This window comes from Roseateles noduli, from assembly GCF_050626985.1.
In the GTDB taxonomy this organism is placed as follows: Bacteria; Pseudomonadota; Gammaproteobacteria; order Burkholderiales; family Burkholderiaceae_C; genus Roseateles; species Roseateles noduli_A.
Genome location: NZ_CP192463.1, coordinates 4,679,862 through 4,700,034 on the forward strand (window position 1 = coordinate 4,679,862; position 20,173 = coordinate 4,700,034).

A 20,173-nucleotide genomic window follows, 5' to 3' on the forward strand; every position below is an offset into this window, starting at 1 on the left:
AGCGTTCGGCGCCGGCGTCAGAGCGTCATCGCGGCGCTGATGGCCTGCTGGCTGTGGCGGGGTTCGCGCCGGCAGGCTTCCAGCTCGTTGACCGCGCAGCGCGCCAGCGTCGTCAGCGACTCGCGCTGCCGATCCCGCAGGCGGCGCGGCAGCCGGTCCATCACGCACAGGCTGCCGACCACCTCGCCGGTCGACAGCGACAGCGGCACCGATGCATAGAAGCGCACGTAGGGCGCGCCCTGGACCAGCGGGTGATCGAGGAATCGCTGGTCATGCCAGGTGTCCGGCACTTCCTGCAGGCTGCCGTGATGCATCATGTGCGTGCACAGGCCCCGGGCCCGCGGCATCAGCCGCAGGTGCAGGCCCGAGGTGCCGATCAGCCGCAGCTGGTCCCCGTCGACCAGGCCCACGGCCGCCATGGCGCCGCCGCTGATGTCGCAGGCCAGGTCGGCAAGTTCGTCGAAGGCGACGTGCACCTGCGACTGCAGGTCCAGCCCGTCCACGGCGGCCTGGCGTTCGTCCTCGTCGGCCGGCAGCGGCGCGCACCAGCCCCGCAGCATCGCCAGCGCCTCGTCGGTCTGGCGGCCCTTGTCGAAGAAGCCCGAGATGCCGTGCTCCGCGCAGGCCCGCCGCATCTCCTCGTAGTAGCCGTGGGTCATCACGATCACCCGCGCGCCGACGCCCAGTTGCCGGATCGCCCGCAGCACCCGCAGCCCGCTGCCCGGCTGCAAGGCCAGGTCCATCAGCACCACGTCCGGCTGCGCCCGGGAGATCACCTCGATGGCGGAGCGCTCGCACCCGGCCTCCCCCACCACGTGGATCTGGCGCTCCCGTGCCAGCAGCGCCTGCCATTGCGCCCGTGCCGTGATGGATCCGTCGACGATGACGATGTTCATGACCTTGTGCTCCCCCGTTTCGTCCAGTTTCTTCCCGCCCCGCGTGGCGGTGGAGCCGGCGTTGCCGCGAGCCCCTGTCAGCGTTGGCGCAATCCCTTGTCAGCCATCCCTGACACCCGGATCGGGGGTCGCCCGGCGTGGCGAGGACGGCGTCACGGATGAGAGACCGACCGCGCCTCGGCCCCGGGTCAACCCCGCGGGGGACGGGTGATGCCCACCTTTGGGACAATGCCGCCCCATGACTCCCAAGAAGCAACGCGTCGTCGTCGGCCTGTCCGGCGGCGTTGATTCCGCCGTGACGGCCTGGCTGCTGAAGCAGGCGGGCCACGAGGTCGTCGGCATCTTCATGAAGAACTGGGAAGACGACGACGACAGCGAGTACTGCTCCTCCAACATCGACTTCGTCGACGCGGCCGCCGTCGCGGACGTCATCGGCATCGAGATCGAGCACGTCAACTTCGCCGCGGAGTACAAGGACCGCGTCTTCGCCGAGTTCCTGCGCGAGTACCAGGCCGGCCGCACGCCCAACCCGGACGTGCTGTGCAACGCCGAGATCAAGTTCAAGGCCTTCCTCGACCACGCGATGCGGCTGGGCGCGGAGAAGATCGCCACCGGCCACTACGCCCGGGTGCGCGAGGTCGACGGCCGCGTGCAACTGCTCAAGGGGCTCGATCCGCTGAAGGACCAGAGCTACTTCCTGCACCGGCTCAACCAGGCGCAGCTGCGCAAGACGATGTTCCCGGTCGGCGACCTGCCCAAGACCGAGGTGCGCCGCATCGCCGAGGAGATCGGCCTGCCCAACGCGAAGAAGAAGGACTCGACCGGCATCTGCTTCATCGGCGAGCGCCCGTTCCGCGAGTTCCTCAACCGCTACCTCTCCCACAAGCCGGGGCCGATCAAGGACGACCGCGGCCGCAAGCTGGGCGAGCACGTCGGCCTGTCGTTCTACACGCTGGGCCAGCGCCAGGGGCTTGGCATCGGCGGCATCAAGGAGAAGGGCGCGCCACGCGGCGGCGGCGAGCACGCGCCCTGGTTCGTCGCCCGCAAGGACCTGGCGACCAACACGCTGATCGTCGTCCAGGGCCACGACCACCCGCTGCTGCAGAGCCGCGGCCTGGTCGCGCAGGACCTGAGCTGGACCGACGCGGCGCCGGCCTTCGGCGGCTTCGGCGCCAAGACCCGCTACCGGCAGGCCGACGCCCCCTGCGCGCTGACGCCGGGTGGACCGGGTGGTCTGGCCGAAGGCAGCATCCGGCTGGACTTCCCGCAGGCGCAATGGGCGGTCACGCCGGGCCAGAGCGCGGTGCTCTATGACGGCGACGTCTGCCTGGGCGGCGGGGTGATCGCGGAAGCGATCGCGTAGGCCTCCGCAACTCATCCAGCGATTCGGGGCACTCGTCGCATGGGCAGAACCGCCCCGCGGGTGTCCCATGACAATGCGCACCTTCCCTGCCGGACGTCGCCTGTGGCACGCTGGCGGCTTGTCGCCCCGTGTCTGCTTCGTCCTGGATCGCCCTGTGGATCGCCCCATCGATCGTCTCCTCGCCCGCATCGCCCAGCCCGCCTTCGTGCTGCGCATCGCCGCCCTGGCGATCTGCCTGCTGGAGCTGGGCTCGGCGATCTGGGGCCTGATGGGCAACCAGACGGAGCCGTACGACGGCGTCCTGGCCAGCCTCTACCGCCGCACCGGCGGCACCACGCACGACGCTCCGTTCGTCCTCACCTGCCTGGCGCTGGTGATGGTGTTCGCCTGGCACTTCTGGCGCCTGGCGCGCCAGCAACACCTGGACCTGCCGCCGCGCAACGCGCTCTCCCGCGTGGTGCTGCTCAACCTGCTGGCGCTGCTGGTGACGCCGGGGCTCCCCTTCCTGGTCACGGTGCTGGCGGCGCTGCTGCTCAACGTGCGGCGCGCCTTCAATTTCGCGCTGGCGCAGGTCGTCATCAACGTCGCGCTGTACTGGCTGCTGCCCAGCGAGGCGCAGCGGCTGGAACAGATCCAGCCCGACATGCCCTGGTGGCTGAACAGCGTGGGCTTGTCGATGTCGATGGTGGCGCTGCACGGCATGGCCTTCGGGCTGGGCCGGCTGGCCGCGGCTGAAGGCGAACGCCGGCGCTGGTTCCAGGCGATGCTGGCCGAGAAGGAATCCGGCGAGCGCCTGCAGATCGAGCAGCTGCGGTATGCCGAGCGCCTGCACATGGCGCGCGAGCTGCACGACGTGATGGGCCATCACCTGACCGCGCTCAACCTGCACCTGCAGCTCAGCGAGGCGCTGCTCAAGCGTCACGACGAGCCGGGCGCGGCGCAGGCGGTGGAGAAGGCCAGGCTCGGCGCGGCGGGCTTGCTGGCGGAGGTACGCGCCGCCGTGTCGCGCGAGCGCGAAAGCCAGCGCATCAACCTCGAGGCGGCGCTGCGCACGCTGGCGGACGGCATCGCCAGCACGCAGATCGAGCTGGCGCTGGACCCGGTCGCGCAGGACCTGACCCCGCGCTGCGCGCACGCGCTGCTGCGCTGCGTGCAGGAGGCGGTGACCAATGCGGTGCGCCATGCCGGCGCGACGCACGTGCGGGTGACGCTGGAAGCGGTGGAGTCGGTCGCGCCGGCCGCCCCGGTCAAGGCCGGCGAGACGGCCTTCGTCGGCGGTCAACCCGGCCCGGCGGCCTTGCTGTCCGCGGGATCGCAGGTGCGGGTGCGGGTTGACGACAATGGCCGGGGCACGCGCAAGCTGCGCGAGGGCAACGGCCTCAAGGGCATGCAGGAGCGCATGGCCGAACTGGGCGGGACGATGCAGGTGCTGCGGCATCACCCCGGATTCCTGATCGAACTGAACTGCCCGCGGCGCGCCTGAAGCGGGCCGGCGCCATCCAGGGAAGGAGACGACATGAGCGAGAACACGATCAAGCTGCTGCTGGTGGAAGACCAGCAACTGGTGCGCGAGGGCCTGAAGGGCCTGCTGGCGCTGCACGACGACATCCGCCTGATCGGCGAGGCGTCCGACGGAGCGGAGGCGCTGGAGCTGCTGGCGCGCGAGCAGCCGGACGTGATCCTGTCGGACATGCGCATGCCGCGGCTGGACGGGATCGGGTTGATCCGCGCGCTGGCGGCGCGGGCGCTGAAGATCCCGGTGGTGCTGCTGACGACCTTCGACGACACGGCCGCCTTCGACGAGGCGGTGCGGGCGGGGGCGCGGGGCTTCCTGCTGAAGGCGATCAGCCCGGACACGCTGGTGCAGGCGCTGCGCGACGTGGTCGGCGGATCGACCGCGCTGCGGCCGCTGCTGACCGAGCGCATGGAGCGCGCGCCGGTCGAGCGCGCCTTCGCCGCGACGCCCGAGCCCGAGACGCTCAGTCCCAAGGAGCTTCAGGTGCTGCGTCTGGTGGCCAGCGGCCGCAGCAACACCGAGATCGCCGCGCTGCTGGGCAACAGCGAGGGCGTGATCAAGAACCACTGCTCGGCAGTGTTCGCGAAGATGGGCGTGAGAGACCGCACCCAGGCGGTCCTCAGAGCCATCGACCTCGGTTGGATTTGAATCCGGCTCGGTCTCTCGGGGCGTCGCGAGCGGACGTCAGGCTAGGCGGGCGGAGCGGAGGAACCGGAACGTACTTCCTGTACGTGAGGATTCCGAGCATCCGACCAACGACGCATGACGTTCGCGCAGCAGCCCCCGCTCTCAGATCCAGAGGTCGTAGTCTTGGAGGGCGCGGATGCGGCGCTCCACCGAGAGGAAGCGGGCGGCGCCCACTTCGCCGATCGCCTTGACGACGCGCGGGTGGTACTTCTTGTAGAGCTTCTGCTCGGCGTCGACGTAACCCAGGTAGCCGCGCGAGAAGTACTTCGACTGCGCATTGGTCGGCTTGTCGCCGATCTGCACGTACTCCACCGACATGCGGGTGAACTGGCGGTTCAGCGCGGCGAGCTCGCGCTCGTACGCCTCATAGACCGGCACGAACTTCTTGGTCTGGGCCTCGTCCAAGGCCAGCGCCTTCAGGACGACGGCCTTGCGGTCGGCGCGGACGGCGTCACGCAGCGACTGGGCCTGCGCGGTGTCGGGCACCGGCGCGGGATCGGCGAAGGCCGGCAACGCGGCGGTCAAGGACAGGCATAGCGCGGACAGCGCGGCGAACTTCTTCATCTCTCTTCCCTCGTCAAGCGTCGGACTCCGACTGCGCGGCCGATTCTAGGGAGCGGGTTTTGCCCTGACCCTTCGGGACTTCACGGGGAGACAGGCGCGCGCACCTGCCGCCAGCGCTCGAGCCAGCCCGCGTGTCGCGGATCGGCCACGCGCAGTACCAGCTCAGTGCCCGCACCGGGCACGCTGTGCACGGTAAAGCTCGCATCCATGAGCCGCGCCCGCTCGCGCATGCCGCACATGCCGTAACGCACGCCTCGCGCCTGGCGCGATTCCCAGTCCGCCGCCAGGCCGATGCCGTTGTCGCTCACGGTCAGCAGCACGGCGTCGGCCCGGTAGTCGAGCGCCAGCGTCACCTCGGTCGCCCGGGCGTGGCGATCGGCATTGGTCAGGCCTTCGCGCGCGATCAGCAGCAGCTCGTCCTCCACCGGCGCCGGCAGTGCGCGCGGCGTGCCGCTCACCCGGATCCGGAACTGGCCCGGCGGACGGATCAGATCCTGGCCGGCGCGCGCCAGACCGTCGGCCAAGGCACGGCCATCACGCCTGCCATCGCCACTGCCATTGCCATCGCGATCGCCATCACCGCCACCATGGCAGCCGCCGTGGCGATCGGCGCCGTCATCGCTCCCACCGTCGTCGCGGTCATCGCGGTCATCTCGGTCGTCGCGGTCATGACCTCGCCGCTCCTGCCGCTCGGCGGCATCCTCGTCGTCGATGCGCTGCCGCAGTTGTCCGACGCGATCGCGGCCCTCCGCGAGCAGCGCCTCCGCGCGGGTCAGATCGCGTTCCATCTTGTGGCGCAATGCCGCGTCGGCGACGCGCCGCACGCTCGCGTCCAGGCCCAGCAACAAGCCCTGGAAGCCCTGCAGCAGGGTGTCGTGCAGGTCGCGGGCGATGCGTTCGCGCTCGCGGTGGCGGTCGGCCAGGCGCAGGCGCAGCCGGGCCTGCAGCGACCGGACGCGCAGCCGGTAGCCGCCCCAGACGGCCACGATCAGCGCCAGCGCCACCGCCCAGCGGAAGGCCGGCTGCTGATGGAGCATCGGCGCGATGCGGAAGGCCAGCACCGTCGGCTGGCGGCTCCAGAGGCCGTCCGGATTCGAGGCGAGCACCTCGAAGCGGTAGTCGCCGGGACCGAGGTTGGCGTAGGTCGCCTCGCGCTGCGTGCCGGCGTCGCGCCAGTCGGCGTCGACGCCGACCAGCCGGAAGCGGTAGCGGACCTGCTCGGCCTGGCTCAGCACGCGCGCGGCGTAGCGCAAGGTCAGCGCGTGGGTCCCCCGGGGCAGTTGCTGGCCTTGCGCGGCCGGATAGTTCTGCCCGCCGGCCATCAGCGCCTGCACGTCGACACGGACCTCGCGCGAGCTGCGCGGCGTCCGCGCCGGATCGAGCCAGACCACGCCGAGGTTGGTCACGAACCACAACCGGCCGCGGGCGTCGCGCACGGCGGTGGGCGTCGCCGAGGCCTGCCGCGCGATGCCCGGCAACCCGTCGGCGGCGTCGAGCAGCTGGTAGCTCAGCGGATGGGCGGACTCGTCGAACAGCGACGGCACCTCCGCCGCGGCCAGCCGCACCAGCCCGCGCGCGCCGTTGAGCCAGAGGTCGCCGTCCAGGGACTCGACGACGCCGGACACCCGCGCGAAGGCGGGATCGCGGGCCAGCGTGATCGTGGCGAAGCGGCCGCTCCTGCCCAGGGCCACGCCGTTCTCGCCGGCGACGACCAGCCCGTGGCGGGTGTTGATCATCGTGTGGATGCGGCCGGTCCGCAGCCCTTGCTCCGGACCGAAGCGCAGGCGTCGACCGCGGTCGTCGATGCCGGTGAGCACGCCGTCGTGTCCGAACCAGACCGCACCGTCCGCATCGACCGCCAGGGCCGCCGGCGGGGCGCCGTCCAGTTCCGCGTCCTTCACCCGTTCGACGCCGGCGCGGGTCGCGTGGAACACGCCGACGTCCTGCAGTGACAGCCACAGCCCGCCGGTGGGATCGGGCGCCATGGCATTCGCGGCCGCCATCGCGCCGGCGGGCAGCGACAGGTCCCAGCGGTCCCAGCGCCCGCCGGGCAGCGAGCGCCAGAGCGTCTCGTTGTCCCACAGCCAGAGGGCGCCATCGGTGGCGCGGATCGCCTGCGTGGCCGGCCGCCGCGACAAGGGTCGGGGATCGACGCCGTTGTCGCGCACCGGGCCGCCAGGCGGGTCGACGCGCCAGCTGGCGGAGGAACTCGACAGCAGCACGCCGCTGCCATCCGGCTGCACGCTGAAGCCGGTGGCGGCCGCGTCCTCCAGGCGCGTGACGCGCTGGATGCGGTGCTGGCGCAGGCTGCTCACGCCGACGTTGGTGCCGACCCAGATCTCGCCGTCATCGCTCTCCAGCAAGGGCACGGTGATCGACGATCCCAGCCCGTCCGCCACGGTGAACCAGCGTCCGCGCGTCCAGTCGAGCTGCTCGCCCGCCAGCAGCCGCGCCGTGGCCGCGGCGTCGGTGCGGAACACGCCGCGGCCGTTCACCGTGACCCACAGCCCGCCGTCGCTGGCGAACAGCATCTGCTTGACCAGCGTGACCGGCTGGCCGTCGCGCGAGGACACCACGCTGGGGGAAAAGGGCGCCGCGGCGAGATCGTCGGCCCGCAGCGGTCCCGGCGCCGGCGCCGTGCCCGGCAGCGCCGTCCACGCACGCCACGAGCCCGGCAGTCCGAGCGGCCGCACGCCGCCGCGCCCGTCCGCCAGCCAGAGCCGGTCCTGGACATCCTGCGTCATCACGGCGGAGCGACCCGTCCGCACGCCGGTGAACTCGAAACGCTCGGCGCCGGCGGCCAGGCGGTAGAGCCGCTCGCCGGAGCTGACCCAGAGCGTGCCTTGCCGATCGCGGAACAGGTATTCGGCCGCGGGCTCCGGGTAGCCTTCCTGCTCGCCGATGCGGGACCAGCGCTGGCCGTCGAAACGCGCGAGCCCCTTGCCCGTCGCGGCCCACAGCGCGCCCGACGCCCGCACCAGACGCAGCACGCGCCCGCCCGGCAGCCCCTGGGCCGCGCCGTGGCGCACGATCCGGTCATCGCGGCCCTCGCGGTCCGCGCGGTCGTCCGGCAGTTGCAGCACGCCGCCTTCGAAGAGGCCCAGCCACAGCGTGCCGTCGTCGTCGACCAGCAGCGCGTTGATGTTGACAGCCGGCAGCGACGGATCGCCGGGCCGGTAGCGCTCGAAACGCAGGCCGTCGAAGCGGTACAGGCCCATGCCGGTGCCGAGCCAGAGCTCGCCCTCGCGCCCGCCGCCCATCGTCCAGACATCGGGCGGCGCGCCTTCGCGGACGCTCCACGAGCGGTGGGAGAAATCGGCCAGGCCGCCCTCGGCCGCGCGCACCGGCGCATGGTCCGCGCCGACGAGGCTCGCCGCCGCCAGGATCAGTCCCGCCCACCACCTCGCCACACGCGTCCTCCCTGTTCCGATGCCGATCGGGCACCGACTGTGACCCTGTGCGCCGCCCGGGGTCAAGCGCGCGCTGAACCGTTCATGCGGCCGGCAGCGGACGGAGCCCGTACAGGCCTTGCGCCGGCCCGCGCACGGCGACGCGCACCGGGTGCGGGAAGGGGTCGTCGATCAGCGGCTCGTCGTCGAGCAGCCCGCGGCGCAGCGCCTCGGTGGCGGCCTGCGTGCGGCTGCGCGCGCCGAGCTTCTGCAGCAAGGTCTTCACATGCGTCTTGACCGTGCCGGCCGCGACGCCCAACCGCAGGCCGATGGACTTGTTGTCCAGCCCGAGGCACAGCATGCGCAGCACGTCGCGCTCGCGCGGGGTGAGGTCGTCACCCAGCCAGCCTTCGGCGACCGCGGCGGCGGCCGTGCGGCACAGATGACGACGACCGGCCGCGACCGCGCGCGCGGCGTCGCGCAATTCCTCCAGCGCGCAGGCGGCGTGCACGTAGCCGAGCACGCCCGCGGCCATGGCCTGGCGGACCCGGCCGCCATGCACCACGGGACTGACGACGAGCCAATGCGGCCCGGGCAGTCCCGCGCCGGCATGACGCCCGAGTGCGCCGGCGCCGCCGACCGGGGCCCGGCGTGGCTCGCCGGCCAGCGCCTGCAGCGCGCCGTCGTGGTCGGCGACGACGAGCCGGATCGGCTCGGCGCGGCCGGACGGTCCGGCGGCGAGTGTCGGCAGCACGCCGGACTCGGCGATCAGGCCGGCGTCATCCCCCGCGTCGTGGGCGCGGAAGAACGGCGACAACGCGGCGGCGATGCCGGCGCGCAGCAGCGGATTGCGGTGGAGGACGATCGCGTCGAGGACGGCGTCCGGGACGGCATGAAGGCGCTCGATCAGGGACATGGACGGCTCCCAGGGCGTTGAAGGGCGGTGATGGGCGGTGATGGCGATGGCGGACCGGAGGACGGTCGCCGGGAGGCGCTGAAAGCGCTCTCTCTCTCGAAAGGACTGCGCCGATCATCGGAAGCGATGCTGCACTGCGATAGCCCCGGTCGAGTCGACAACGCCTACCCGAAAGGGTATCGGCCCCCTGGAACGGGGACGGTGGCGGGGGGGCGCCCCTATGATCGCCGCCATGGTGCCCGCGTCCGATCCCATCCGCGTCCTGACGGTCGACGACCACCCGCTGATGCGGGAGGGCATCGCCGCGGTGCTGGGCGAGCAGCCGGACATGACACCGGTGGGCGAGGCGGACAACGGCTGGCAGGGCCTGCAGGCCTTCGAGCGGCTGCGTCCCGACGTCACGCTGATGGACATCCAGATGCCGGGCATGGACGGGCTGGAGGCGCTGGCGCGGCTGCGGGCGCTGAGCCCCGCGGCGCGCGTCATCGTGCTGACGACCTTCAAGTCCGACGGCCAGGCCTGGCAGGCGCTGAAACTGGGCGCCAGCGGCTACCTGCTCAAGACGCAGCTGCGCACCGAGCTGCTGGACGCGGTCCGCGCCGTGCACCGCGGCAACCGCTGGATCCCCAACGAGGTCGCGCAGGAGATCGCCGCCCACGCCGGCCAGGAACAGCTCTCCGGCCGCGAGATCGACGTGCTGGAGCACATCGCGCAGGGCCGGAGCAACCGCGAGATCGGCGGCCTGCTCTCGCTGTCCGAGGACACCATCAAGGCGCGGGTCAAGACCATCCTGTCCAAGCTCGACGCGCGCGACCGCACGCATGCGGTCGTGCTTGCGCTCAAGCGCGGTCTGTTGCGTCTGTAATCCGTCCGGGCCCCGACTGCAACGGGGCGTCACACCGGTCTGCCTCCGACGGGAGAGCATCGGGTGCGCCATCGGCGGCTGGTTCCCCCGGGGAGCCGTTCCTACGATGGTGGCATTCCCCGGAGACCCTCGATGACCACTCCCTCGATCCCCACGGATCCCACCCGCCGCGACGTGCTCGCGCTGGGCGGCCAGTTCGCGCTCGCCGCGGCACTGCCGCTCGCGCTGGCCGACGGCGCCGCGGCCGCGACCCCGGCGGCCTCTTCCTCTTCTTCATCCCATCACACCCTGCCAGGAGCCCCCATGAGCTACGTCACCACCAAGGACGGTACCCAGATCTTCTACAAGGACTGGGGCAGCGGCCAACCGGTCGTCTTCTCGCACGGCTGGCCGCTGAGCAGCGATGCCTGGGAAGACCAGATGCTGTTCCTCGGCCAGAACGGCTTCCGCGTCATCGCGCACGACCGCCGCGGCCACGGCCGCTCCAGCCAGAGCTGGAACGGCAACGACATGGACACCTACGCCGACGACCTGGCCGCGGTGCTCGACAAGCTGGACGTCAAGAACGCGATGCTGGTCGGCCACTCGACCGGCGGCGGCGAAGTCACCCGCTACGTGGGCCGCCACGGCACGAAGCGCGTGGCCAAGGTCGTGCTGGTCGGCGCCGTGCCGCCGACGATGATGAAGTCCGCCGCGTATCCGAACGGCCTGCCCAAGGAGGTCTTCGACGGCATCCGCGCCGGCGTCCAGAAGGACCGCTCGCAGTTCTACAAGGACCTGACCACGCCGTTCTTCGGCGCCAACCGTCCCGGCGCCGCCGTGTCGCAAGGCGCGCGCGACAGCTTCTGGCTGCAGGGCATGCAGGGTTCGCTGAAGTCGCAGTACGACTGCATCAAGCAGTTCTCGGAAACCGACTTCACCGAAGACCTCAAGAAGATCACCGTGCCCACGCTGATCATCCACGGCGACGACGACCAGATCGTGCCGATCGGCAATGCCGGCGAGTTGTCGGTGAAGCTCGCGCCCAAGGCCACGCTGAAGGTCTACAAGGGCGGCGCCCACGGCCTGGCGGTCACCGCCAAGGACCAGCTCAACGCCGACCTGCTGGCGTTCGCCAAGTCCTGATCGTCCCGGGTCGATCGCCCGCCCGCTCGCCGGCGCCCGCGCCGCCGGGCCTCGATCGGCCCTTCATTCCCCGAAGGAGATTCCCATGACCCCGACCGCCAAGGCCGCCCCCGGCGCCAAGTTGCTGAACCCCAAGGACCACACGCTGGTCCTGATCGACTTCCAATCGCAGATGGCCTTCGCCACGCATTCGATCTCTGCCAACGAGCTGCGCACGAACGCGTCGCTGGTGGCGCAGGCGGCGGCCGGTTTCGGCGTGTCGACGATCCTGACCACGGTCGCCGAGAAGAGCTTCTCCGGCCCGATGTTCGAGGAGATCACCGCGCCCTTCCCCGGCCAGAAGCTGCTGGACCGCACCTCGATGAACACGTGGGAGGACGTGGCGGTGATCGAGGAGATCAACCGCATCGGCAAGCCGCGCATCGTGCTGGCCGGCCTGTGGACCAGCGTGTGCATCGTGGGTCCGGCGCTGTCGGCGATCGACCAGGGCTTCGAGGTCTACGTGATCACCGACGCCTGCGGCGACGTCTCGGCCGAGGCGCATGAACGCGCGGTCGAACGCATGGTGCAGGCCGGCGCGCAGCCGATGACCTCGCTGCAGTACCTGCTGGAGCTGCAGCGCGACTGGGCGCGCGGCGAGACCTACGACCTGACCACCGGCATCGCGCGCAAGGTCGGCGGCTCGTACGGCATCGGCATCAACTACGCCAAGACGATGTTCAACGCCCACGAGGGCTGATGGCCCTCGTTCCCGCGGAAAGGCGGCCCTCATGAATGCATATGTTTTGTCGGCCGCCGTGGGGCTGCTCGTCGGGGTGATCTACGGCGTGCTCAACGTGCGATCGCCGGCGCCGCCGGTGATCGCGCTGGTGGGCCTGCTGGGCATCCTCGCCGGCGAGCAGATCCCGCCGCTGGTGCGGCAATGGCTGCAGCGCGACACGCACCAGGCCAACTGGATCGAGCAGAAGGTGCGCCCGCACATGTTCGGGCAGATGCCCGGGTGCGATCAGGCGAAGGCACAGGCCGGGACCCCGGCCAAGGCGGAGACCCACGATGTCTGAGACAGGATCCACCTCCTCGTCGACGGCCGCTTCGGCGGCTTCTTCCGCTGCGGCGGCCTGGCCCGACCTGGTGCTGTTCAACGGCCGCTTCACGACGCTGGACCGCGCGCGGCCGCGCGCCGCGGCGGTCGCGATCAAGGACGGCCGCTTCCAGAGCGTCGGCGCCAACCAGGAGATCCTGGCGCTCGCCGGCCCCACGACGCGCCGCATCGACCTGAAGGGCCGCGGCGTGCTGCCGGGCCTGATCGACAACCACCTGCACATCATCCGCGGCGGGCTCAACTTCAACATGGAGCTGCGCTGGGACGGCGTGCGCAGCCTGGCCGACGCGATGGCGATGCTCAAGGCGCAGGTCGACATCACGCCAGCGCCGCAGTGGGTGCGCGTGGTGGGCGGCTTCACCGAGCACCAGTTCGCCGAGAAGCGGCTGCCGACGATCGACGAGCTGAACGCCGTCGCGCCGGACACGCCGGTCTTCCTGCTGCACCTCTACGACCGCGCGTTGCTGAACGGCGCCGCGCTGCGGGCCGTCGGCTACACGCGCGAGACGCCCGAACCTCCGGGCGGCCAGATCCTGCGCGACGCCGCCGGGAATCCCACTGGCCTGCTGCTGGCCAAGCCGAACGCATCGATCCTCTACGCGACGCTGGCCAAGGGGCCGAAGCTGCCGCCCGAATACCAGCTCAACAGCACGCGCCACTTCATGCGCGAGCTCAACCGGCTCGGCGTCACCGGCGCGATCGATGCCGGCGGCGGCTTCCAGAACTATCCCGAGGATTACCAGATCATCCAGAAGCTGTCCGACGCCGGACAGCTGACGATCCGGCTGGCCTACAACCTCTTCACCCAGAAGGCGGGGCATGAGAAGGAGGACTTCCTCCATTGGGCGCAGTCGGTCACCTACAAGCAGGGGGACGACTACTTCCGCCACAACGGCGCGGGCGAGATGCTGGTGTTCTCCGCCGCCGACTTCGAGGACTTCCGCCAGCCGCGGCCGGACATGCCCGACCAGATGGAAGGCGAGCTCGAGGAGGTGGTGCGCATCCTGGTCCAGAACCGCTGGCCGTGGCGCATGCATGCGACCTACGACGAGACGATCTCGCGCGCGCTCGATGTCTTCGAGAAGGTCCATCGCGACACGCCGATCAACGGGCTGAACTGGTTCTTCGACCATGCGGAGACGATCTCGACGCGCTCGATGGACCGGATCGCCGCGATGGGCGGCGGCGTCGCGGTGCAGCATCGCATGGCCTACCAGGGCGAGTACTTCGTCGAGCGCTACGGCGCGCGCGCCGCCGAGGCGACGCCGCCGGTGGCCGAGATGCTGCGCCGGGGCATGAAGGTCTCGGCGGGGACGGACGCGACGCGGGTGGCCTCGTACAACCCGTGGGTGTCGCTGTCGTGGATGGTGACGGGACGCACCGTCGGCGGGCTGCAGATCACGCCGCAGCGCAACTGCCTGGACCGCGAGGCGGCGCTGCGCATGTGGACGGAGAACGTCACCTGGTTCTCGAACGAGCAGGGCAACAAGGGTCAGATCGCGGCGGGCCAGCTCGCCGACCTGGTCGTGCCGGACCGCGACTTCTTCGGCTGCCCGGAATCGGACATCGCGGACACGAGCGCGCTGCTGACGATGGTCGGCGGCAAGGTCGTGTGGGGCGCGGGCGAGTTCGCCGACCTCGACGAGTCGGCGCCGCCGCCGGCGATGCCGGACTGGTCGCCGGTGCGGCGCTTCGGCGGCTATGGCGCGTGGGGCGCCCACGGCAGTGAGGGCAAGCCGCTGCAGGCGGCCATGCAGCGCGTCGCCTGCTGCGACACCGCGTGCGGTGTCCACGGGCATGCGCACGCGAACGCGTGGGCGTCGGAAATTCCGGCGTCGGATCTGCGCGGCTTCTGGGGCGCGCTGGGCTGCGCCTGCTGGGCCGTGTGAAGAGCGACGCATCCGGCGCAACGTGTGAGGAGCGCCGAGCAATGGGCGCCAAGCAATGAGCGCTGTGTGATGGGCGCTGTGTGATCGGCGCTGTGTGATGGGCGACGCGTGATGAGAGCAGTGTGATGAGTGAGTTACGAACCTTGAAGACCTTGTCCCCCGCCGCGCCGCGGTGGGTGGAGAGCATCCTGCAATTGCCCACCTTGGGGCTCCTGCTTCGGGTGGGGTTGGCCTCGGCCTACCTCATCGGCGGGATCGACAAGGCGATGGACTTCCCCGGCGCGGTCGCGGAGCAGGCGCACTTCGGCCTGCAGCCGGCGGCGCTGTGGGCGGTGCTGGCGATCGCGGTGGAGCTGGTCGGCGCGGTCCTGCTGATCGTCAACCGCCAGGTGTGGCTGGCGGCCGGCGCGCTGGGCGTGTTGACGCTGGTGGCGATGCTCGTCGCCAACAACTTCTGGGACCTGAGCGGTCAGGCGCGATTCATGGCGAAGAACGCGTTCTTCGAGCACCTCGGCCTGATCTGCGCGCTGGCGATGGCGGCGAGGATCGCCGTGCTCGAGCGCAAGGAGGCGGCATGACCGGCGCGAAGAAGCTGCTGCTGGCGAGCCTCGCGCTGGGCTTCATCGGCGGGTACGTGGACACGGTGGGCTTCGTGGCGTTGTTCGGCCTGTTCACGGCGCACGTGACGGGCAACTTCGTGCTGATCGGCGCGGAGCTGAGCCGCGCGAGCGCCAACAGCGTGCTGCTGAAGCTGCTGGTATTCCCGACCTTCATCGCGGCGGTGGCGCTTGCGCGCCTGGTGGCGCTGCGCTGCGAGCGGACGAAGACGGTGGCGAGCCGGCCGCTGCTGGTGATGCAGACGGTGCTGCTGCTGGTGGCGCTGGTCTGCAGCGTGCCGGCGGGCGCGGTGCTCGCGCCGGATGCGCCGTGGGCGATGGCGACGGGGCTGTTCATGACGGCCGCGATGGGCGTGCAGAACGCGGCGGGACGGCTGGCGTGGCCGGCGCTGACGCCGACGACGGTGATGACCGGCAACGTCACGCAGGTGGTGATCGACAGCGTCGACCTGCTGCGCGGCGCGGCCGGCCCGGAGGTGCGGGACCGGTTGAAGCGGTTCATCTGGCCGGTGCTGGCGTTCGCGGTCGGCGCGCTGTCCGGAGCGTTCGCGTATGCGGGATGGAAGTTCTGGTCCCTGCTATTACCGCTGGTGATGCTCGTCGGCCTGGTCGTGATGGATGTGAGGACGGATCACAAGGGGTGATCGCGTCAGAATGGGTCAACTCCCTTTCGACGAGAACACCATGAGCAGAGACCAGGCCCTTGCCCAGGCCGCCCAGCAACTGGGCTATGACTTCGACGGCGAGATCAAGGCCGGCGGCAACTACCAGCCGCTGATCCGCGACGGCAATGTCGTCTACGTGAGCGGCCAGGTGCCGCGCGTGAAGGACACCGTCGTGGTCACCGGCCGCGTCGGCGCCGAAGTGGACCTGGCCCGCGCGCAACTCGCCGCGAAGATTTGCACGATGCGCGCGCTGGTGCTGCTGCAGCGCTCGCTCGGCTCGCTCGATGCGGTGAAACAGATCCTGCGCCTCAACGTGTTCACGCAGGGCGCCGAGCACTTCACCCAGCTCAGCGAAGTGGCCGACGCCGCGTCGGAGCTGCTGGTGCAGATCCTCGGCCCGGCGGGCACGCATGCGCGGACGTCGGTCGGTGTCTACGCGCTGCCGAAGAATGCGAGCGTGGAGCTGGATCTGACGGTCGCCGTCCAGCCCTGACAGGCGGCGGACGACGGGCGCCCCCCACCCGTCGCATCGTCGCGTTGCTGATCGGCATTTGCGGGAGACGCCGCGCCGACGTAGGTTTGTCCCGTGCACGAACGGATGGAAAGTGCACGCCCGTTACAGCCGCCTCGACGACCTGACATCCGTCATCTTCGTTGGCGACGGGCAGGAGGCATTGACGGGACGGTCAGTAGCGGTGGAGCAAGCCGAGTTCCAGCGCATCACGAGGCGAAGCAAGAAGGCCCGCAGGAATCGCTTCCTGCGGGCCTTCTCATTGGCGCATGTCCACCAGTGGATCAGAACGGAATATCGTCATCCATGTCGTCGAAGCCGGTCGCGGCCTTCGGCGCGGGGGCCGGGGCGCGGGGGGCTGCGGCGCGAGGCGCCGGTGCGCGCGGCGCGTCGAAGTCGCCGCTGTCGCGACCGCTGCCGCCGCCGCCCTGGCCTCCGCCTTGACCGCCGCCGCGTTGCTCGCGGCTGTAGCCGCCACCACCGCCACCGCCCATCTCATCGCCGCCATCGCGGCCGCCCAGCAGCTGCATCTGCTCGGCAATGATCTCGGTGGTGTAGTTGTCCTTGCCTTCCTTGTCCTGCCACTTGCGGGTCTTCAGGCGGCCTTCGACGTAGACCGGGCGGCCCTTCTTCAGGTACTCGCCGGCGATCTCGGCCAGGCGGTCGTAGAACACCACACGGTGCCATTCGGTCTCTTCCTGGCGCTCGCCGCCTTCGCGGCTCTTCCAGTTGCGCGTCGTCGCGATGCTCACGTTGCACACCGCGCTGCCGCTCGGCGTGTAGCGCAGTTCGGGATCACGGCCCAGGTTGCCGAGGATGATGACTTTGTTGACCGAGGCCATAGTGGTTGCCTTCGCTTGCGTGTCGTTGGGGTGTTCGGAAAAAGGGAATTCGCGCCGCCAATCGCCCGGAACGGGCCCTCTCGGCCTTGTCTGGACCGGATTCGGCTTGCGGGAATCGCGGCGCAGGGAGGGGATTATGCCGCCCGCTCCATCCGGGGGCGATTGCTCGAAAACGCCGATCTGATGCCGACTCCAAGTCGGTGGCTGACCTGGATCAGGAGCTCGCAGCTCAGCCCAGCCGCCGCCTCGACTGCTTGTGCGCGTACATCGCCGCGTCCGCCTGCTGCATCAGTTCGTCGAGGGCCAGTGGCTGCTCCGCGGACATCGCCGCGTCACCCACGCTGAAGGCCAGCTCGTAGCCCCGCTGCGCGCGCAGGTTGAGCGCGCCGACCTGCGTCCGCACCCGCTCGAGCGCCGGGGCCATCTGCTCGGTGGCCGTGCCGCTGAGCAGCGCCACGAACTCGTCCCCGCCGGTGCGGGCCACCACGTCCGACGCCCGCAGGCAGAAGCGCAGGATGTCCGCGAAGGACTTGAGCGCCCAGTCGCCCTCCGCGTGGCCGTATCGATCGTTGACGTGCTTGAAGTGATCCAGATCGAAGTACAGCATCGTCGCCGGCCACTGCTGGCGTCGGCAGAGCGCCAGCACGTGGCCCGCCTGCGATTCGAAGCCCCGCCGGTTCGCGAGACCCGTGAGTTCGTCGACCATCGCCATGTACATCGCCGCGAACTGCTGTTCGACCATGAAGGCCAGATCGCGCAGCGTCGCCTGGTCGTCCGCGTCGAAGCCGCGCGGCACGCGGTCGATCAGGCACAGCGTGCCGAGCCGGTGACCGCTCGGCGCACGCACCGGGCAGCCCGCGTAGAAGCGGATGTGCGGCGGGCCGGTCACCAGCGGGTTGTCGGCGAAGCGGGGATCCGCATGCGCGTCGGGGATCAGCAGGATGTCGTCCGACAGGATGGCGTGGCCGCAGAAGCTGAGGTCGCGCGGTGTCTCGCGCACGTCCAGGCCCTGTGCGGACTTGAACCATTGCCGGTCCGCGTCGATCAGGCTGACCAGCGCGATCGGCACCTGGAACAGCCGTCTGGCCATCCGCGTCAGGCGGTCGAAGCGTTCCTCGGGATCCGTGTCCAGCACCTGCAGCACGCGCAGCGTGGACAGGCGGGCGTTCTCGTCATCGGGCAACGGCGCAGCGAGCATGGTCGACGTGTCTGCCTGTGCTGTGGAGGTTCGATGCCGCTCTGCGCCGACTGGGGCCCGGATCCCGGCCCGATCGGGACCGGGTCAACGGCGGACCCGTCGATGTGCGGGACAATCGAGAGCTCCATGAGTTCGTCCAGCCATCATCCCGTCCCGCTCGACATCCTGCAAGAGGTGTTCGGTTACAGCGCCTTTCGCGGCCAGCAGGCCTCGATCGTCGATCACGTGACCGCCGGCGGCGACGCGCTGGTCCTCATGCCCACCGGCGGCGGCAAGTCGCTCTGCTACCAGATCCCCGCAATCGCGCGCCAGCGCGCCGGCCATGGCGTCACCGTGGTCGTCAGTCCGCTGATCGCCCTGATGCACGACCAGGTCGGCGCCCTCGAGGAGGCCGGCGTCGAAGCCGCGTTCCTCAACTCCACGCAGACGTCCGAGGAAACGCAGCGCATCGAGCGCGAGATGCTCGCCGGCCGCATCACGCTGCTGTACGCCGCGCCGGAACGCGTCAACACGCCGCGCTTCATCGCGCAGATGCAGTCGCTGTACGAGCGCGGCCTGCTCAGCCTGTTCGCGATCGACGAGGCGCATTGCGTCAGCCAGTGGGGCCACGACTTCCGCAGTGAATACCTGTCGCTGAGCCTGCTGCACGAGCGCTTCCCCGACATCCCGCGCATCGCGCTGACGGCCACCGCCGACGACATCACCCGCGCCGACATCATCGAGCGGCTGCAGCTCGAAGAGGCGCGGGTCTTCGTCGCGTCCTTCGACCGGCCCAACATCCGCTACCTGATCGTCGAGAAGGACAGCCCGCGCGAACAGCTGCTGCGCTTCATCCAGGACGAGCACGAGGACGCGGCCGGCGTCGTCTACTGCCAGAGCCGCAAGAAGGTCGACGAGACCGCCGACTGGCTGCGGTCCAAGGGCATCAACGCGCTGCCGTACCACGCGGGCATGGAGCAGGACCAGCGCAAGCGCCACCAGGACCGCTTCCTGCGCGAGGACGGCATCGTGATGGTCGCGACCATCGCCTTCGGCATGGGCATCGACAAGCCCGACGTGCGCTTCGTCGCCCACCTGGACCTGCCCAAGAACATCGAGGGCTACTACCAGGAGACCGGCCGCGCCGGTCGCGACGGCGCGCCGGCCGAGGCGTGGATGGCCTATGGGCTTGCGGACGTCGTCCAGCAGCGGCGCATGATCGACGAAAGCCCGTCCAGCGACGAATTCAAGCAGGTGCAGCGCGGCAAGCTCGACGCGCTGCTCGCGCTGGCCGAGGCCATCGACTGCCGGCGCGTGCGGCTGCTGGCCTACTTCGGCGAAGACAGCCAGCCCTGCGGCAACTGCGACAACTGCCTGAACCCGCCCGCGACCTGGGATGCGACCGAGGCGGCGCGGATGGCGCTGTCGTGCATCTACCGGTTCCATCAGGTGACGGGATTCAGCTTCGGCTCCGGCCACCTGATCGACGTGCTGCGCGGCAAGGAGACCGACAAGGTCAAGCAGTACCGGCACCACGAACTGAGCACCTGGAGCGTCGGCTCGTCGCTCAGCGAGCAGCAGTGGCGCGCGGTGATCCGCCAGCTGATCGCGCTGGGCTACGCGGTGACGGAGGGCGAATACAACACGCTCTCCCTCGGCGGCGAGGCCAAGGCCGTGCTGCGCGGCGAAGTGCGGATGCTGCTGCGTCAGCCCGCCACGCCGACCAAGCGGAGCAAGTCCAGCCGCACGGGCGCGTCGTCGGCCCGGCGCTCGGAAGCGGAGGCCGATCTGGACGCGGCGGCGCAGGTGCGCTTCGACGCGCTCAAGGCCTGGCGCGCCGAGGTGGCGCGCGAACACGGGTTGCCGGCCTACGTGATCTTCCAGAACGTCACGCTGGCGGAACTCGCGCGCGCGCAGCCGAAGTCCCTCGACGAGATGTCCGGCATCAGCGGCATCGGCGCGAAGAAGCTCGAGGCCTACGGCGACGCGCTGCTGCGCGTGCTGAGCGAGGACTGACCCCCAGGCCCCGTCGAGCCCGTCACCGCGTCA

General features: G+C 70.5%; 18 protein-coding genes and 1 other RNA gene. 12 read left to right on the plus strand and 7 right to left on the minus strand.

The window, feature by feature from the left end:
- Positions 1-17: 17 nt before the first annotated feature.
- On the minus strand, positions 18-896 hold the full coding sequence (locus ACQ4L4_RS20290) for a response regulator (RefSeq protein WP_431100683.1): 879 nt from the start codon (positions 894-896) through the stop codon (positions 18-20).
- 238 nt (positions 897-1,134) lie between these two features.
- Between ACQ4L4_RS20290 and mnmA the strand changes: the two genes are divergently transcribed.
- From mnmA to ACQ4L4_RS20305, 3 genes are all read left to right on the plus strand, one after another.
- On the plus strand, positions 1,135-2,259 hold the full coding sequence (mnmA, locus tag ACQ4L4_RS20295; RefSeq protein ID WP_431100685.1) for a tRNA 2-thiouridine(34) synthase MnmA: 1,125 nt from the start codon (positions 1,135-1,137) through the stop codon (positions 2,257-2,259).
- Between the two features lie 154 nt (positions 2,260-2,413).
- Positions 2,414-3,742 carry a sensor histidine kinase gene (locus tag ACQ4L4_RS20300; protein WP_431100686.1) on the plus strand — a complete coding sequence of 443 codons (1,329 nt, stop codon included), beginning with the start codon at positions 2,414-2,416 and terminating at the stop codon, positions 3,740-3,742.
- A 33-nt stretch (positions 3,743-3,775) separates the two neighbouring features.
- Positions 3,776-4,423, plus strand: a complete 648-nt coding sequence (locus ACQ4L4_RS20305; RefSeq protein WP_067280760.1) for a response regulator — start codon at positions 3,776-3,778, stop codon at positions 4,421-4,423.
- Positions 4,424-4,433: 10 nt separating this feature from the next.
- Here ACQ4L4_RS20305 and ACQ4L4_RS20310 read toward each other — a convergent pair.
- From ACQ4L4_RS20310 to ACQ4L4_RS20325, 4 genes are all read right to left on the minus strand, one after another.
- Positions 4,434-4,508: non-coding RNA, sX9 sRNA (locus ACQ4L4_RS20310), on the minus strand.
- Positions 4,509-4,564: 56 nt separating this feature from the next.
- Complete coding sequence (locus ACQ4L4_RS20315; protein WP_431100687.1) at positions 4,565-5,026, minus strand: hypothetical protein; 462 nt, start codon at positions 5,024-5,026, stop codon at positions 4,565-4,567.
- 80 nt (positions 5,027-5,106) lie between these two features.
- Positions 5,107-8,436, minus strand: coding sequence for a two-component regulator propeller domain-containing protein (locus ACQ4L4_RS20320; protein WP_431100688.1), 3,330 nt, complete (start codon positions 8,434-8,436; stop codon positions 5,107-5,109).
- 82 nt (positions 8,437-8,518) lie between these two features.
- The gene (locus ACQ4L4_RS20325) at positions 8,519-9,331 is read right to left on the minus strand and encodes a helix-turn-helix domain-containing protein (protein ID WP_431100689.1); all 813 of its coding nucleotides are present in this window, start codon (positions 9,329-9,331) and stop codon (positions 8,519-8,521) included.
- A 232-nt stretch (positions 9,332-9,563) separates the two neighbouring features.
- Between ACQ4L4_RS20325 and ACQ4L4_RS20330 the strand changes: the two genes are divergently transcribed.
- From ACQ4L4_RS20330 to ACQ4L4_RS20365, 8 genes are all read left to right on the plus strand, one after another.
- Positions 9,564-10,196, plus strand: a complete 633-nt coding sequence (locus ACQ4L4_RS20330) for a response regulator (protein WP_431100690.1) — start codon at positions 9,564-9,566, stop codon at positions 10,194-10,196.
- A gap of 132 nt (positions 10,197-10,328) precedes the next feature.
- The gene (locus ACQ4L4_RS20335) at positions 10,329-11,321 is read left to right on the plus strand and encodes an alpha/beta fold hydrolase (protein ID WP_431100692.1); all 993 of its coding nucleotides are present in this window, start codon (positions 10,329-10,331) and stop codon (positions 11,319-11,321) included.
- An 85-nt stretch (positions 11,322-11,406) separates the two neighbouring features.
- Positions 11,407-12,060, plus strand: a complete 654-nt coding sequence (locus ACQ4L4_RS20340; protein WP_431100693.1) for a hydrolase — start codon at positions 11,407-11,409, stop codon at positions 12,058-12,060.
- A 31-nt stretch (positions 12,061-12,091) separates the two neighbouring features.
- Positions 12,092-12,382 carry a XapX domain-containing protein gene (locus tag ACQ4L4_RS20345; protein WP_431100694.1) on the plus strand — a complete coding sequence of 97 codons (291 nt, stop codon included), beginning with the start codon at positions 12,092-12,094 and terminating at the stop codon, positions 12,380-12,382.
- Positions 12,375-14,312, plus strand: a complete 1,938-nt coding sequence (locus ACQ4L4_RS20350) for an amidohydrolase (protein WP_431100695.1) — start codon at positions 12,375-12,377, stop codon at positions 14,310-14,312. The genes ACQ4L4_RS20345 and ACQ4L4_RS20350 overlap by 8 nt, the downstream gene beginning before the upstream one ends.
- A gap of 125 nt (positions 14,313-14,437) precedes the next feature.
- Positions 14,438-14,890 carry a DoxX family protein gene (locus ACQ4L4_RS20355; protein ID WP_431100697.1) on the plus strand — a complete coding sequence of 151 codons (453 nt, stop codon included), beginning with the start codon at positions 14,438-14,440 and terminating at the stop codon, positions 14,888-14,890.
- The gene (locus ACQ4L4_RS20360) at positions 14,887-15,573 is read left to right on the plus strand and encodes a YoaK family protein (protein ID WP_431100698.1); all 687 of its coding nucleotides are present in this window, start codon (positions 14,887-14,889) and stop codon (positions 15,571-15,573) included. The genes ACQ4L4_RS20355 and ACQ4L4_RS20360 overlap by 4 nt, the downstream gene beginning before the upstream one ends.
- Positions 15,574-15,613: 40 nt before the next feature.
- Entirely contained in the window at positions 15,614-16,087 is a 474-nt protein-coding gene (locus ACQ4L4_RS20365; protein WP_431100699.1) for a RidA family protein, read from the plus strand.
- A 302-nt stretch (positions 16,088-16,389) separates the two neighbouring features.
- On the opposite strand, the gene ACQ4L4_RS20370 is transcribed toward ACQ4L4_RS20365, so the two are convergent.
- On the minus strand, positions 16,390-16,947 hold the full coding sequence (locus tag ACQ4L4_RS20370) for a single-stranded DNA-binding protein (RefSeq protein ID WP_088408626.1): 558 nt from the start codon (positions 16,945-16,947) through the stop codon (positions 16,390-16,392).
- Between the two features lie 229 nt (positions 16,948-17,176).
- Positions 17,177-18,145, minus strand: coding sequence for a diguanylate cyclase (locus ACQ4L4_RS20375; RefSeq protein ID WP_431100700.1), 969 nt, complete (start codon positions 18,143-18,145; stop codon positions 17,177-17,179).
- Between the two features lie 126 nt (positions 18,146-18,271).
- On the opposite strand from ACQ4L4_RS20375, the gene recQ reads away from it, so the two are divergent.
- Positions 18,272-20,140, plus strand: coding sequence for a DNA helicase RecQ (gene recQ / locus ACQ4L4_RS20380; protein ID WP_431100701.1), 1,869 nt, complete (start codon positions 18,272-18,274; stop codon positions 20,138-20,140).
- Positions 20,141-20,173 lie beyond the last annotated feature (33 nt).